Origin of the sequence: Pseudomonas sp. Sample_16 (genome assembly GCF_004307665.1) — a bacterium.
In the GTDB taxonomy this organism is placed as follows: Bacteria; Pseudomonadota; Gammaproteobacteria; order Pseudomonadales; family Pseudomonadaceae; genus Aquipseudomonas.
The window spans coordinates 35,927-51,409 of sequence record NZ_RCOB01000088.1 but is presented as its reverse complement, the minus strand read 5'-3'; the positions used below and the strand labels follow the sequence as shown (position 1 = coordinate 51,409).

Below are 15,483 nucleotides of genomic sequence, written 5' to 3'. Positions count from 1 at the left end.
CAATGAATTCTCCACACATGGATTACAGCCTGGCGCCTCGCGCCAGCGGCCCGGTGTCTTGGCTGGAAACGTTCCTGGTAACCGGCCTGGTCATTGGCCTCGGCCTCTGGTTGACCCCGGACGACCCGATGCAGATGCACGGCGGGTTCCCTTGGCCGATTCTGGCGCCGCTGCTGTTGGGTGTGCGTTACGGTTTTGTGCGCGGTCTGCTCAGCGCCGGTTTGTTGGTTCTGGCCGTTTTCGCCCTGCGCTACAGCGGCCATGCCGGCTATGCGCAGCTTGAGCCGTCGTGGATAGTCGGCGTGCTGGTATGCGGCATGCTGGTGGGCGAGGTGCGCGATCTGTGGGAGCGACGCCTGGAGCGTCTGCAGATGGCCAACGATTATCGTCAGTACCGTCTCGATGAGTTCACCCGTGCGCATCAGATTTTGCGGGTCTCCCATGACCGCCTGGAACAGCGCGTGGCGGGTAGCGACCAGAGCTTGCGCAGCTCGCTGCTGGGCCTGCGCGAAAAACTGCGGGTGATGCCCGAGCATGGCGATGCCCTGGCGGCATTGGCCGACCCGATCGTTGCCGTGCTTGGACAGTACGGCGCGCTGCGGGTGGCCGGGTTGTATCGAGTCGACGAGCGCGGTGAGCGAGTGTTGCCGGCGCCGCTGGCAACCATCGGCGTCATGGGCTCGCTGGACACCGAGGACGGACTGGTCAAGTTGTGCCTGGAGCGCGGTGAGTTGGTCAGCGTGCGTCAGGAGTTGATCGATGCCGGTGGCTCGGCGCAATTCTCGTCGCTGCAGGCCTGCATTCCGTTGATCGATGCCGAAGGGCGTCTGCTGGCGGTGCTGGCGGTGCGACAGATGCCGTTCTTTGCCTTCCAGGATCGCACGCTGAGCCTGCTGGCGCTGTTGGCCGGTCACATCGCCGACCTGCTGTTGCGTGACGTGCAAGTGCTGCAATTGGTCGATGCCGACGCGCAGCACTTCACACTGCAACTCAAGCGTTCACTGGTCGACGTCGAACAGCACCAGTTGTCTGCCGGACTGTTCGCCTTCGAAATGACCCGGTCCAACGAAGAACTGACGCGCCTGCTGGAACGCAGCCAGCGCGGTCTGGATTTGCACTTGCCGCTGCGCAACAACCGCGATCACCAGTTGCTGCTGGTGCTCTTGCCGTTGACCAGTCCGCAAGGCACCGAGGGCTATCTGTCGCGTATCAACCTGCTGGTGCATGAACACTTCGGCATTGAAAGTGACTTGGACAGCCTCGGCGTGCGGGTCATGCCGTTCAACCTGGAGCCTGATGATCACAACGGGCTGCGTAACTTCCTGTTCAACGAGTGTGGTCTGAATGATCAGCAAGTGGCTGTTTAGCGGAGCCTTGTTGTTAGAGGCGGGCAGTTGGGCCAGTTTGTGGGTCGACGCGCCCGAGGCGCACCAATTGCTGGTGTTCACCCTCACTCACGGTTTGGCCAGCGTGCTGTTGTGTGGCGCGGTCTGGTTGCTGTTGCCGGCGCGTTACCGTTCGCCCCTGCCGTGGAGCCCGCTGTTCATTTTCAGCCTGGCGTTCTTCGTGCCGGTGCTCGGGACCGTGGGCGTGGTCGCGGCGATCTTCCCGGCGCTGTACCTGCCACGCAAACGCGACAAGCAGGCCTGGCAAGCGGTGGGCATTCCGAGCCTGCCGTATCGGGCGCAGATGCAATTGCATTCGCCGATCTTCGCCGATGGCGGTTTGCAGGATGTCTTGCGTCATGCACCGGATCCGGATCAACGTCTGGCTGCATTGCTGGCCACCAAACGCATGCCTGGCAAGGAAGCGGTGCCGATTCTCAAACTGGCACTGGGCGACCCGAGCGACGATGTGCGGCTGCTGGCCTACTCAATGCTCGACAAGCAGGAAAGCGACATCAACCTGCGTATCCAGATTGCCCTCGGCCAACTGCACGGCGCCTCGACCAAGGCCGCCGGTGTGCTGCATGGCACCCTGGCGCGTTGGTATTGGGAGCTGGCGTACCTGGGGCTGGCGCAGGGCAGCGTGCTCGAACACGTCCTCAACCAGGCCAGCGAACATGCCGAACAAGGTCTGCAGGCGGGTGAGGGCGGTGAGCTGTTTTTGTTGGCCGGGCGTATTGCCCTGGAACGCGGCGACATCGAGCGCGCCGAAGTGTTGCTGACCCAGGCCCAGGAAAACGGCATGGGCGCGGCGCAGATTCTGCCGTTCCACGCCGAACTGGCTTTCGAGGCCGGTCGCTACCATGAAATTCCGGGGTTGCTTGCAAGCCTTCCCGAGAAAACCCGCCAGCGACCCCCCTTCGCTGATCTGGTGAGGAGCTGGACATGAGTCACAAGGAAGAGGCGCCGATCGCCGACATCTGCCTGCTGCTCGAAGGTACCTGGCCTTATGTGCGTGGCGGCGTGTCGAGCTGGATTCACCAGATGATCCTCGGCCTGCCGGAGCTGACGTTCTCGGTAATGTTCATCGGCGGGCAACGTTCAGCCTATCCCGAACGCCGCTATCAAGTACCGTCGAACGTGCTGCACATCGAGGAAGTGTTCCTCGAGGACGCGACCCATACGACAAATACCCGGGGCACGCCGCGCGAGGCCGACCTGCAAACACTGGAAGACCTGTATCGCTTCCTGCATCACCCGGACGCGCCCGAGCCCGCACTGGGCGAAAACCTGCTCGAGTGTATCGCGCAAGGCCACTTGACCCTCGACGACGTGCTGCGCAGCCGTGCCAGTTGGGAGGCGTTGAGCGAAGGCTATCGCCTGCATTGCGCCGACCCGTCGTTCATCAACTATTTCTGGACCCTGCGTTCGATGCAGTCACCGTTGCTGATGCTCGCCGAGTCATCGCGCCGGATGCCGCGGGCGCGGGTGCTGCATTCGATTTCCACCGGTTACGCCGGGTTGTTGGGGTGCATCCTCAAGCAGCGCTGGAACTGCACTTACCTGCTCAGCGAGCATGGGATCTACACCAAGGAACGCAAGATCGACCTGGCCCAGGCCAGCTGGATCGCCGAGAGCTCCGGCCAGGCGCTCAACCGCAGCCTTGATGCCGGCTCGGGCTATATCCGGACCTTGTGGGTGCGTTTTTTCGAGCGTATCGGCCAACTGACTTACAACAGCGCCGACAACATCATTTCGCTGTATGACGGCAACCGCCAGCGGCAAATCAAGGACGGCGCCGACCCGGTCCGTACCCAGGTCATTCCCAACGGCATCGACCTGCCGCAGTGGACCACCGCCCTCCAATCCCGTGCGCCCGGCATTGCCCCGGTGGTGGGGCTGATCGGTCGTGTGGTGCCGATCAAGGACGTGAAGACGTTCCTGCGGGCCATGCGCGGCGTGATCAGCGCCATGCCCGAGGCCGAAGGCTGGATCGTCGGCCCGGAAGAGGAAGACCCGGAATACGTCAGCGAATGCCGCAGCCTGATGGCCAGCCTGGGGCTGGAAGGCAAGGTGCATTTCCTTGGCTTCCAGCGCATCCAGGAGATCCTGCCCCAGCTCGGGCTGATGGTCCTGACCTCGATCAGCGAGGCGCAACCGCTGGTGATTCTCGAAGCCTGGGCTGCCGGTACGCCGGTGGTCAGCAGTGACGTGGGCTCGTGCCGGGAAATGATCGAAGGTGGCAGTCCAGAGGACCGCGACCTGGGCCTGGCCGGCAAAGTCGTGGCCATTGCCGACCCGCAGGCCACCAGCGTGGCCATCCTCGAACTGCTGCGCAGTCCGCAACGCTGGCAGGCGGCTCAGGCCAGCGGCTTGTTGCGGGTCAACCGTTACTACACCGAAGCCTTGATGCTGCAGCGTTATCGCGACTTGTATCAAGCCGCCATGGAGAACAGTTAAATGGCCGGGATTGGCTTCGAACTTCGCAAGATCCTGTCGCGCGATTCCTATACCGCGACCTTGCATGCCTACGTCTATGCCGGGCTGATCAGCTCCGGTCCCTGGGTGCTGTCGATCATCAGCGTGATGCTGGTGGGTATCATCAGCCTGAGCCGTGTCGTGCCCAATACGCTGGTGGGGCAGTTCCTGGTGACGGTGACCTATCTGATGGCCAGTTCGCTGATCATTACGGGCGGCTTGCAGCTGTTTTTCACCCGGTTCGTTTCCGACCGGTTGTTTGAGAACAAGCACGACCAGATCCTGCCCAACCTGGTGGGCGTGCTGTTGATGGTCACCATCGGTGCCGGTGTCCTGGGTATCGTCGTGCTGAGCGTGCTGTTCGACCAGCCGCTGATGTACCGGCTGCTGGTGCTGTCGAACTTCGTGGTGCTGTGCAATCTGTGGATGGTGATCATCTTCCTCTCGGGGATGAAAGCTTATAACCGCATCCTGCTGGTGATGCTGGTGGGCTACACACTGATGGTCATCAGTGCGTATCTGCTGAGCTTCCTGGGCATAGCGGGCCTGCTGTTGGCGTTGTTGATCGGGCACAGTACGTTGCTGTTCCTGTTTCTCTACGACATCCTGCGCGAATACCGAGCCGAGAAACTGGTGGCCTTCGATTTTCTTGACCGGCGCCACGTGTTTGTCAGCCTGCTGGTGACCGGATTTTTCTATAACTTCGGTATCTGGATCGACAAATTCATCTTCTGGTTCAACCCCGGCACCTCGAACGTTGTGATAGGTCCACTGCGGGCGTCAATCCTGTACGACTTGCCGATCTTCCTCGCCTACCTGGCTATCATTCCGGGGATGGCGGTGTTTCTGGTGCGCATCGAAACCGATTTTGCCGAGTGGTATGACCGGCTGTTCCGGGCTATCCGCGAAGGCGAGACCCTGCAGCACATCAGTTCGCTGAAGACCGAGATGACCTTGTCCATTCGCCAAGGCCTGCTGGAAATCTGCAAGGTGCAGGGGCTGACCGTGGTGCTGCTGTTCCTGTTTGCTCCGCGTCTGCTGGATTGGCTGGGCATCTCCAGCTATTACCTGCCGCTGTTCTACATTGACCTGATCGGCGTGAGCATCCAGGTGGTGTTCATGGCGTTGCTCAACGTGTTCTTCTACCTCGACAAGCGCGCCGTGGTCCTGGAGCTGTGCGTGATCTTCGCCGTGTTGAACGCCGGTTTGACGCTACTGAGCATGCACCTTGGCCCGAGCTTCTTTGGCTACGGCTTCACCCTCTCGCTGCTGGTGTGCGTGTTGTTGGGGCTGCATCGATTGTCCACAGCGCTGGAAGACCTCGAGTACGACACCTTCATGTTGTCGCGCTGAAGCATTCTGGCGGTACGAAAAAAGGCACTGTCGATTACCGGCAGTACCTTTTTTTGTCAGGCTTGAAGCTGTCGTCTACTCAGCCTCGTGACGATCTTTTGTCGTGCGGATAAGGTTGTTGCGCAGCTTCACAATGGCCTGCTGCATTTGCACGAAATCGTCAGGATCAAGACCGGTTTGCGGGAAGCCGTCCTCGCTCAGTTCTTCACGCAGTTTTCGTCCCTCTTTCGTCAGGCTGATACGCACCTGGCGTTCGTCTTCCGGGTCGCGTTGGCGCAGCAAATAACCCATCGCTTCCAGTTTTTTCAGAATCGGCGTGAGGGTGTTGGATTCAAGGAACAGCTTTTCGCCGAGGCTGCCAACGGTCTGGTCATCCTGCTCCCACAGCGCAACAAGGGTGATGAATTGCGTGTAGGTCAAGCCCATTCGTTCGAGCATGGGTTTGTAAGCCTTGCCGAAGGCAAGGTTGGAAGAATAAACCGCAAAGCACAAAAACTCGGAAAGCTTCAGGTCGAGAGCGGATGTCTTGTCAGTGGATTTCATGCGCATTCTCTCTGGGCAAGGACGGATGGGTTGCAAGTCTTGACTATACATCGCATGCGATGGTGTCGGAAGTGCTCAGACCTTGGCGTATCGTCCACTGTGACCGGTGATTGAAGCCGGTGGCCGGTCCAGCGGGAGAACAACACCCTGGCGGACCGGCCGTGGACAGCGTTACGCGGTCTGGACGTTGATGGCGACATCAATGTTGCCGCGTGTTGCCTTGGAGTACGGGCAGATGGCATCGGCGTTGTGTGCCAGTTCGGTGGCGATTTCGTGTGACAGGCCGGGCACGCGCAAGGTCAGTCGGGCTTGGAGGAAGTAGGCTGCGCCGGTCTGGCCCAGATCGACTTCGATGTCGACGGCGGTATCGGCTGGCAGCGTCACCTTTAACTGCTGCGCCGCCAGACCTACTGCGGCGATGTAGCAGGCCGACCATGCCCCGGCGAACAGTTGCTCGGCTTTCGGGTGCGGCTGCACACCGGTGAATACATGCGCTGGCGTGGCGCTGCCGGGGGACGACAATGCAATGTCGAGGCTGCCGTTATGCCCGCGCGTATTAGTGCCAGCGCTGTTCAGGGTGGTGTGGGTTTTGCCGGTGGCTAGTACTTTTTCGATCTTGCTCATGATGATGTCCTCAGGTTTTCAGTTATTAAATTCGTGTGCGCTAACATCGCATGCGATGTATTAGACGGTAATAACGCTCAGAGCAACGTCGATATTGCCGCGTGTAGCTTTGGAGTACGGGCAGATGGAGTCGGCGATATGTGCCAGTTCGGTCGCGACGTCGTGGGCCAGCCCCGGCACGCGCACGGTCAGCCGGGCTTGAAGGAAGTAAGCCGGGCCGGTCTGGCCGAGGTCGATTTCGATGTCGACGGCCAGGTCTGCCGGCAGTGCGATGTTGCGCTCTGCCGCGACCAGGCCAACCGCTGCGGTGTAGCAGGCCGACCATGCCCCGGCGAACAGTTGCTCGGCTTTCGGATGCGGTTGGGTGGCGGCAAACACATGAGCCGGCTGAGTCGAGCCGGGGGACGACAGCTCGATGTCGAGATTGCCGTTATGGCCACGCGAGATGGTGCCAGCGTTGCTCAGGGTAGTGTGGGTTTTGCCGGTGGCCAGTACTTTCTCGATCTTGCTCATGGGACGGTTCCTCCAAGGTTTGCATTCTATGCGATAACATCGCATACGATTTGTTTGATACGGTAAACGATCTATTGATTGCCTGTTGCTGTGATCCAGTTGTTGCCGTTGTGGCCATTGGAAGCGTGGAAGGTCGGATTGATCTGGGTCTGGCGGCTTCCGGTGTTCATGGCTGAATCTCCAACGGCAATGGGCTGATGTTGTTGGTCGCTTTCGATTAGATCGTATGCGATGTGATGATAATCTGCCGAAGCCTCAACAATGTCAAAGATTATTTTCTGCCCCGACGATGAACGGTGGCACGGGCATCCTGTGAAAAACGCCAAGCGTCGCCTGGCCCATGCCGCGAGGATGCGGCGTAGAGCCTTTCGAGGATTATTGACATTGGGGGAGGAGGCTGAATTTCAGGCACAAAAAAAGACGTCCGAGGACGTCTTTTTTTGTTGAGTTGGTGGGCCGGGGTAATCTGAAACAAGTCGGTATCTAGTTGTTTTGGCTGGTAAACAAATGTTTGGTCAACTTGCTTGGATTACCAGTTGGAACGCTGTGTGGACTGGATTCCGATGGACGGTGCTTTTTCAGCTCCGCCCCCTAAAACGAATCGGAGCCGAATCTATCAAGCAGATGGTCGCGCTGTTGATTGTTGCCCTTGGGCTCGCAGGTCAGTGGCTCATAGGCTCCGTACGAGAAGAGGTGTCGCAAAAACCGCATGGAACAAGCCAGCGATACCCTAGCTGCATAGCTTTTCGCGAGCTTGTCCAAGCGTGTCACGATCCGGCGGTTCTCCTTCTCCCAGCCAGACATGCGCTCGATGATGTTGCGCTGTCGATACTTGGGCCAGATCAAACAGTCTGGCTATGCTGTTACTGCCGCCAGTAGTAGCCCGAACACTCATGCTGAAGTGCGTCAGGAAAGTCCCAATTCCTGACCAGAAAGCGCTCAGAACCTTCCATTGCGTAGTCGATATGCACGCGGTTCAGAGCTGGTTTGTGAGCAGCGACTAAGATCGACTCTACGAAACGGATTTCTTGTGGCATGAGTTTCTGGTTGCAGTCTGGGGTGCCAAGTGCGACGGACAGGTTGGCGTGGTACCAAAATCGCCCTTTTAGGTGTTCACCGAGCCGATCTCGAAAGGACCTGCCACTCTCCGTCTCCTTCGTTCCGCCGATGTACAGAAGCACGTCAGGGCCGTAAACGGGATGGCGCCCATAGACGCAATAGAACCCGCTTCCATCCATATCGCCGTTCCCAGGAGGGATGTACGTCTGCTTTTGGGCGTCATATTGGAGCTTGGTCCGTTCGGTCCAGTAAATATCGACAATGGTCAACTCGGTCATGAGGCTATCTCGGTAGATTGCAGCTGCATCGGGATCTCGCTTGCAAGGGGCGCGGGTTTTCCAATCTGGATCAGGCCGACATGTGAGAGGATCTAACAGAGCAACTCCCCCGGGGTACAATCGCCGCTGACGCGGATGCGCCTCCAGATCGACGGATTGAGTTGCATCTGCTCCAGTTAGATGTGCAGGGTGTAGAGAATCGGCGGCGTGACCACGTATTTACCTTTGCTCAGTGGTACAGCCAAGGCTGCAGCTCATCCAGGTTGGCGACGACAATCTGCTGCGCTGTCGCCTTGGCATGCACTTTGGTGGGGTCGATCTGATAGCGCTGCAGCACGTATTGCACTAGTGAGCCACGGGTTTCGATTGGCAGTCGGCCATCCCGCATGCCGTAGTCGGCCTCGATGATGGCGCGTTGTTCCGGTTTCAGACGCGAGTCGGGTTCGATGATCACCTGCAGCAAGGTGGTCCAGCCCGGATCACTCTCGCGGCCGTGGTCTGTAGGATCATCCATCAGATCCGGTATGCCGCGGAATCGGCTCAGAACGAAGTCGCGATAATCCCGATTCTTCTCGCAATAGGCCCGCACGTGCCAGCGCATTCCGGTGTAAACCAAGGTGTGCGGGGCGATCAGGCGAGTTTCGCCACCGGGGCTGGTGAAGGACACATACTCGCACTCCAGGCGCAGACCATCCCGGCAGGCTTTTAGCAGCGGACGCAGCACTTCCGGCCGTACCGAGCGATCCGGCACTGCCAATACCTCTGTGTGTGCATAAGCAAGTGCCAGACCCTCGATGTGTGGGGCGCGCTCATGGTTCTGGTTGAGAAGGTGCAGATAGGCACTGGCGCTGTCGTCGATGAACAGCGGTTGGAAGCGGCGGCTTGGGACGTATCCCTTCAAATGCTTGTCATATTCGAGGTTCTTCGGCGCATGTTCGTTGATGTAGGTGTTGATGTCCTTCGACGCTTGTTGACGGCTGATGCCGAAGCTCTGCATCAGGTGATTGGTGGTCAGGCGGCCTTCCCACCAGACCACTGTCTCGATCAGACGATAGCGCAGTGCTAGATCCCAACGTATGGACTCGATCGACTGCTTGCGTTTCATGGTCCCTCCATCTGTTCGAAAACTTTACCTGTACAGGTAAACACTCTAGATGAGTCGCTAAAGATTACATATCGTGATTGCCGAACTCAATCAAAGGCTTGCATAGTGCGGAGTGGCCGCTTGATCGCAGCAGTACGGGCGCTTGATCAGAATGGAGCGGGAGGCCTAGCGGATGCATCCTCACGAAGGAGGGCGTTTTTCATTGAGCCCGGCCGTAATTTCTTGAATGTTTACAGCTCTACAAGGAAGTCCAATGTCATCTGTCATTTATCGCTACCTTGACAAGATTCAATCTAGGCAGCCCATCAATTTTGATGCACTGATTGCCAAGCTTTTAGCCGCTGGCGTGGCACGTGCAGATATCAGTCGAATATTTTTTTCCAAGAAGCTTAAAAAAAATAGTTATCACGTCGAAGTGCTTCTTTCGGCTGCATTCGATGAGCTCTTGATGAGGTTCAGGCCTTCTGATGTTGGGGGGCGAGTCGGTGCTGCTATAGACGGCAACAGTCATCGAATTGGTGTCTCCGAGTCGCTACTGATGTTTCGCTCTTTTCAGCACCGGCATCCGGCTGTTGCGGTGACTGAGGCTGGGTCTTGGGTGCTGCCGCGCGTGTTGGGCAAGGTGGGAGTTATTGTCGAGAATCTGGAGAACTTCCTTCGAGTCGATGAAACGCTGCCATTCATTGCTGAAATTTTGGCTGTTACTGCTAGTGATATTGAGTTGATTTCCGGTTCGGGCAACCAGGTGACTAACAGGCTGAATGCAAAAATGTTAGGTCAGTTCGATAGGCTGTATTGCTTGTTTGATGTGGACATTGGGGGGCTACGGATGTTCGCTTCCTTGACCACCTTGCTGCACGACAAGCCCCCTGTATTCCTTGTGCCGCCTGACGTGAGAGAGCGCCTGGCTCAGTCAAAGTACGCGTTGACTGATCAGCAACGCCAAGAGGTAATTAAGTATCAGGGGTTATCACCTGAAACAGATCAATTGATCCAGTTTATGCGTGAGACTAGCAAAGTACTTGAGCAAGAAACCTACTTGGGTCAGTAGTATTTGGGGAGCGGCCATGAGCATTGAATCTATGTTTCACGAAACCTTTAAAATGAAGCAGATCGTTTTGATAAATAGCGGGGCATACTGCTATACGAAGGTTCGTATCGACCAACACACAGCCTTGCTCGGCGATAATAATAAGGGTAAGACTTCAATGCTCAATGCATTGAAGTTCTTTCTTTTGCCCGAAGAAAACCTCCACGATTGTGAGAGAAAGTTTGGATTCAAAAGCACAAAAGGCTATTACGGTCGAGATGCGACTTTTGGATTTTATTTTCCCGAGCGAAACTCCTTCATGGTTCTTGAAGCGGAAAACCCGCATGGTCCGTTTTGTATCATCCTTAACGTGGGAACCAAGCAATACAGCTATGAGCGTACTGCTGTGCCAGTGCAATATTCGGAAATCGAGCACCTGTTCTGGAATCATGAATCTAGCCTCAATGGAGGGATGGGCGCACCAATTGAAGAGTTGTCGAGATCACAGATTGAACTGCCCCTGAAAAGGCTAGGCGCTGTTGTGATCAAGGATGTAGCTAATATCAAGGAGCGAATTTACAAGCACCAGCCGACACGCCCTGATGCCGGACGCTTTTGTCTGCTGCCGCTCAAGAGTGGGGGGGGGCAGGCTCGCGAGATTGATGCCTGGAAGCGCCTGATCCACCTGGCCTTTGACATTGCAGCCAAAGACAAACGTACTCTGCCGGACACCATCGCCACGATTATTGAAGGCAGAAAGGATCGTACTGAGGCTGAGCTGAACGTCAACCTCATCGAAATTCTGTCGCGCTATGAAACCCTGAGCTCGGTAAAAAATCGGCTCCAGATGATTCGTAACGGACAGCCGTACTGGGACCGTTTCAATCAAGGCTTCGCAGATTTTTATGCTCAAAGTTCGGATCTGATGAACTTATTGTGTGACGTTGAGCAGAGCATCAACGAGCAGGGCTCTGCCTACCTCGACGTTCGCATGCAGTGCTCTGCGAACTACAGTGCGGTCAAAGAAGGTGCTGACCATCAGCGTGAGCAGGCGATTAGCAAAAATACCCAGCTCAAGGAGCTAAAAGGCGCAATCGGCGAGATTAGGAAGAACTACGACCGGATCAAGAAGGATTCCATCGACCTCTCAACGGCAATGCATGGCTACGCGTCTATGACCCCGGAAGAGATTGCTGCGGCACTGGCGGCGCAGGTCGAGGAGGATCGAGCCGACATTAAGGCTCTGAAGGACGATGGCGAGTTTCGCCGTGAGTTCGAGCAGTTAACGCGCGAGATCAACAAAGGCAGCCAGAAGGTCAAAGACCTTGAAATCCTTATTGAAGGTGCGAGGCCATCACTCCTGGATCTGGATCAGATCCCCAGCCGCACAGCGGACATCCTCTACTCGCTGAACCAGGAGGTCTTCACCGGCGAGTGCCCACCATTGCTCGAGGGCAATATTGAGACGATCAGTGATTTCACCGCGCTGTTTAATGAGCTGGATGGCTCGCTCACGTTTCTGAGCAGTCCGACTCCAGTCCCGGTTAAACACTACGATGCTGGAAAGCTGCTACAGAGCCGTAAGGACGAATTGGCATCTGTTGGAAAGCGCCTTATCCAGCAAAAGCGCCGCGCCAATGATCTTGCCAATAAGACGAAAATGTCAGTCGAGCAGATCGAAGCCACTATTGCTGCTAAGCAGGCTCAGATCGAGAAGGATGAACGCAACATTGCTCTTCTGAAACGCCATGAGTTCATTGAACAGGAGTTCGTGCGGCTTGGGCAGGAGCACGGCGAGTCCACCGAGCAGTACGCAATTCTTGAGGCTCGTTGTCTTGAGCTCAACCAGCAGCTCGACGAGGCCAACAGTCTGGTTGATCAGGCCAGGACGGCATTAGAGGCCGCCAAGGAGCGTGAACAATCCATGCTCCGCTGGGGTAGGACAGTCAACGACATCCTGCATTCCCGTCTGGAGTACTTGAATACCGGTTACCAGCGTGCAGAGCGGCAGGAGATCGTGGTCACTCAGGATTTGATGGATACCATCGAAAGTCGCAGCCAAGCCACCACCCGTAGTTTTAACCAGATCAAGTTGCTGGTATCCGATCTGTTGGATGTGGTGGCTCTTGACGATGATGCCGAGCATGCCCATCGCAGCGCCATCAGCCTAGAAACGCTAACCAATTTGCATGAGAAGTACCGGGTTCTTTACGGTCGTCTCGATATGGAGGAGAGCAACCATTTCAACCAAGTGGTTCAGCATAACGACGACACGATGATCCAGATTCAGTCGATCAGGCACGCGCGCACCCTGATCAGCACCTTTATCAAGGAGATCGAGAATCACCTGTCGTCAATCAAGGTATCCAACCTCACGGCTGTGGCTATCGACTGCAAGCTCCATCCCCAGTTTGATGAGTTGCTGAAGACCGTAGATTCGGTGAATCTGACCGGTGGTGAGCTACCACCACAAGTCCTCTACGACCGTCTGGGGAGTTTCTGCACTCAGTTCGTCGAGTCCGATCAGCGTCGCGATGCCACCCTAAACATGGCTCGCCTGATTGTCAGCGTCGATTACCGCGTCAAGCTTCACGGCAGTGACGAGTTCACTGTAGAAGCGCAATCAACCGGCACTTCAGTGATGATTAACTGCCGCCTGCTGGCTTTCCTGCTCAAAGAGTTGCTGCAAGCCGACACCAAGGTCAGCTTGCCGCTGTTCATCGATGAGCTATCCAATCTTGATGATAAGAATCTGCGCTCTGCCCGCGACATTGCCGACGCGGATGGCTTCTGTGTGTTCGGGGCCACGCCTGGCCTGACCTCCGGTATCAGCAAAGTGCTGGGCAACTACATGAATCTCGACTACTTCAACGCAACTGACCAGTCCTACAGCCCGAACCGGACGATTCTTTATACCGGAGTAAGTGAGTCATTGATCGCCCTGGAGTGCCTTGAGGCTGTCGAGCCGGATCTTGCTGCCGAAATGGAAGAGTAGAGGATCTGATGGTCGTCAAAACAGACGTTGCACTGATCAACATGATCCAGAACAAGGGGGTTTTCCTTGATCTGATTGACCACATGGATAAAGTTGGTGAAGGCGAGGAAGTACGCATTGTCATGTACCAGCAGAAGTTACGCGCCCTGCTGGACTCTGTAGCACCGTTACCTAATACGCGGGTTTTACGTGAGGTGCCGGCCGAGCGGCGCAAACTAGAAAGTGCTCTTTGTGTTGAAAACCTTGAGCGTGTTGGTCTAGTCATTCAGGTAGACAGCGCTCGTGGCGTGATGGTTTTTGCCCCCTTCGTGATCGAGATGTTCCGTCACTTCGACGGAGCGCGTCTGCGTCATTTGAACAGTGCTGATTATGAGTTGATCCGGGCCTCGTTCAATCGACTATACGAAGTGTTTGTCACTCTGCCCTCCCTGAGCAATGAAGATATCGGTTTTCAGGAGCAGGTGAGCGTGCTGCGCAAGGAGATACGCGCTGCAACCGCCAAGATGAAGGAGTGTGTGGATGCGCTACAGGGCCGGCTCCAGCGACTCGGTGAGATCGTCGATCGGATGCGCTATGACGTAATTGATGAGGTGGCTAAGGCTCAGGAAGCCTTGGGGGAGATCAACAACATCTATTTACGCAACATCCTGCCTGCTTTGCAGTTTCTGGGGGAGCACACTGACCTGAAGGGGACTAAGCCTGCTCTTACAGCACTGACCTGCATCGGCGATCAACTGGCTCACTATGGTCACGACAAGCTGGCCAGCTCGGTTTATTACTCCGTCGAGTCGATTCGCTCATACCGGCATGACATTTCGATCATCAGCGGTTCGTTGATGCGCTATGTCCAGCAGAGTGAGGCGCACCGTCGTGCCTATGACAAGATCGAACAGGCTTGGAATCGTCTCTATGGCAGCGTGCGTGAGCTGCATGATGGGAGTTTGAAGGACAATATTTTGCCCAGCACGCATCCTGTCTTCGCCCATCTGAACACCTACTCCGGGCTGAAAATGCGAGTGTTCGAAGCAAAAGTTGAGTGGCCAGACGCTAATCAGCGCTTGGCGCTGGCAGAGCATCTGCGCGCAACGCTGCCCAACATCAAGATCAGCACCGGGAAGATTCACCAGCTCAGCGGGCAGGCCAACGAGTCGGGCGAGCTCAAGCGTCGGCGCGATGCTCGCTTGTTGGCCATCGGTAATCTGGTCGAGGAGTGGGAACCACGGCTTACCGATGACGCCCATGTCGCCATGCATGAACACCTGAAAGGCCGACTTAAAGGGTACGAGTTGACTGATCTTTTAATGTCGGTGGGCTGGCTGCGCAAGCGAGAAGGAATTCGCCTCATCCCGCACTACCATATCGGCAACCTCGCAACTGACTGCGAGAGCCTGAGGTACTACAAGCTACAAGTGGAGACTGAACATGTTTGACCACGAACCTTCGCTGCCGATTGCACAGGCCAAAGTGATTAATCGAAAGCTGTCTGTAGAGCTCTATGGTCAGCTCATGTACGGAAAGATGATCAACCGCACCGTCTTTATTGATGGTGGCTTGAAGTCAAATCCGTACTTCGAGGAGGTACTGAATAATTTCGATCACTACCGCAGTCTCTACGATCTGATTGGTTACGAGCTGGTCATGCGTGATGGCTTTGCCTACATCCGCACCAGTGATGGCACTGATGTCAGAGATGATCTAGCACGCAACATCCAAGGCCTGCTACTGGTGCTGTTTCGGGGAGTATTGGAGCTGGGGTTTACAATGGACGTGCTGCTGAAAGACTCGGCGGGTCTGTCAAACATCCATATCGAGGAAATCGGCAAGGCGGAGGATAAGGTTGAGGTTCTGATAGCGTGTGGGATGAAAAGCGGTGTGTTGATGGAGCACATTAAGAAGCTCGAAACACGCGCCGTTGCTTACCGTAACGGGAAGGGGAATTTAGTCTTATCTGAATCAGGCGCTGCTTTTTTTGATGATCTCCTCGGTGAAGGCGATCTCGACGTTTAGGGGGAGCTGACCCTAGAGAGGTACGTATGACAGGGAAATTGAGCGCAACTCAATCCTTGGGTATATGGCCATGCCTACATTGCTGCCGCATCAGTGGGTGCCGACCTGACTTA

13 protein-coding genes and 1 pseudogene are annotated in these 15,483 nt (G+C 56.2%); 8 read left to right on the top strand and 6 right to left on the bottom strand.

Going from position 1 to position 15,483, the window contains the following annotated elements:
* Positions 1 to 2 precede the first annotated feature (2 nt).
* Genes D8U69_RS12985 through pelG form a run of 4 tightly spaced genes read left to right on the top strand, consistent with a single transcriptional unit; the run spans position 3 to position 5,216 of the window.
* Entirely contained in the window at positions 3 to 1,367 is a 1,365-nt protein-coding gene (locus tag D8U69_RS12985) for a PelD GGDEF domain-containing protein (protein ID WP_056854939.1), read from the top strand.
* Positions 1,345 to 2,334 (top strand): HEAT repeat domain-containing protein, encoded by a 990-nt coding sequence (locus tag D8U69_RS12980; RefSeq protein ID WP_056854940.1) that lies wholly within the window; start codon positions 1,345 to 1,347, stop codon positions 2,332 to 2,334. Before D8U69_RS12985 ends, D8U69_RS12980 begins: the two co-directional genes overlap by 23 nt.
* On the top strand, positions 2,331 to 3,845 hold the full coding sequence (gene pelF, locus D8U69_RS12975) for a GT4 family glycosyltransferase PelF (RefSeq protein ID WP_056854941.1): 1,515 nt from the start codon (positions 2,331 to 2,333) through the stop codon (positions 3,843 to 3,845). The genes D8U69_RS12980 and pelF overlap by 4 nt, the downstream gene beginning before the upstream one ends.
* Positions 3,846 to 5,216, top strand: coding sequence for an exopolysaccharide Pel transporter PelG (gene pelG / locus D8U69_RS12970; RefSeq protein ID WP_056854942.1), 1,371 nt, complete (start codon positions 3,846 to 3,848; stop codon positions 5,214 to 5,216). It abuts the gene before it with no gap.
* Between the two features lie 75 nt (positions 5,217 to 5,291).
* On the opposite strand, the gene D8U69_RS12965 is transcribed toward pelG, so the two are convergent.
* The 6 genes and pseudogenes from D8U69_RS12965 to D8U69_RS12935 form a co-directional block, all read right to left on the bottom strand.
* On the bottom strand, positions 5,292 to 5,759 hold the full coding sequence (locus tag D8U69_RS12965; protein WP_056854943.1) for a MarR family transcriptional regulator: 468 nt from the start codon (positions 5,757 to 5,759) through the stop codon (positions 5,292 to 5,294).
* A 171-nt stretch (positions 5,760 to 5,930) separates the two neighbouring features.
* The gene (locus tag D8U69_RS12960) at positions 5,931 to 6,383 is read right to left on the bottom strand and encodes an Ohr family peroxiredoxin (protein ID WP_130907448.1); all 453 of its coding nucleotides are present in this window, start codon (positions 6,381 to 6,383) and stop codon (positions 5,931 to 5,933) included.
* A gap of 60 nt (positions 6,384 to 6,443) precedes the next feature.
* Positions 6,444 to 6,896 carry an Ohr family peroxiredoxin gene (locus D8U69_RS12955; protein ID WP_130907447.1) on the bottom strand — a complete coding sequence of 151 codons (453 nt, stop codon included), beginning with the start codon at positions 6,894 to 6,896 and terminating at the stop codon, positions 6,444 to 6,446.
* Between the two features lie 681 nt (positions 6,897 to 7,577).
* Positions 7,578 to 7,733, bottom strand: a pseudogene (locus D8U69_RS12950) (IS5/IS1182 family transposase); the annotation flags it as partial.
* Between the two features lie 26 nt (positions 7,734 to 7,759).
* Positions 7,760 to 8,233: a hypothetical protein gene (locus tag D8U69_RS12945; protein ID WP_130907446.1), complete on the bottom strand. Its 474-nt coding sequence runs from the start codon at positions 8,231 to 8,233 to the stop codon at positions 7,760 to 7,762.
* A gap of 229 nt (positions 8,234 to 8,462) precedes the next feature.
* The gene (locus D8U69_RS12935) at positions 8,463 to 9,338 is read right to left on the bottom strand and encodes a WYL domain-containing protein (RefSeq protein ID WP_098467398.1); all 876 of its coding nucleotides are present in this window, start codon (positions 9,336 to 9,338) and stop codon (positions 8,463 to 8,465) included.
* Between the two features lie 253 nt (positions 9,339 to 9,591).
* On the opposite strand from D8U69_RS12935, the gene D8U69_RS12930 reads away from it, so the two are divergent.
* The 4 genes from D8U69_RS12930 to D8U69_RS12915 are packed head-to-tail and all read left to right on the top strand — an operon-like array spanning position 9,592 to position 15,370.
* A complete protein-coding gene (locus tag D8U69_RS12930; protein WP_098467397.1) occupies positions 9,592 to 10,389 on the top strand; it encodes a hypothetical protein in 798 nt (265 codons plus the stop codon).
* A gap of 16 nt (positions 10,390 to 10,405) precedes the next feature.
* Complete coding sequence (locus tag D8U69_RS12925) at positions 10,406 to 13,363, top strand: hypothetical protein (RefSeq protein ID WP_130907445.1); 2,958 nt, start codon at positions 10,406 to 10,408, stop codon at positions 13,361 to 13,363.
* Between the two features lie 8 nt (positions 13,364 to 13,371).
* Complete coding sequence (locus tag D8U69_RS12920; RefSeq protein ID WP_130907444.1) at positions 13,372 to 14,793, top strand: hypothetical protein; 1,422 nt, start codon at positions 13,372 to 13,374, stop codon at positions 14,791 to 14,793.
* On the top strand, positions 14,786 to 15,370 hold the full coding sequence (locus tag D8U69_RS12915; RefSeq protein ID WP_130907443.1) for a hypothetical protein: 585 nt from the start codon (positions 14,786 to 14,788) through the stop codon (positions 15,368 to 15,370). The genes D8U69_RS12920 and D8U69_RS12915 overlap by 8 nt, the downstream gene beginning before the upstream one ends.
* The last annotated feature ends 113 nt before the right edge of the window (positions 15,371 to 15,483 follow it).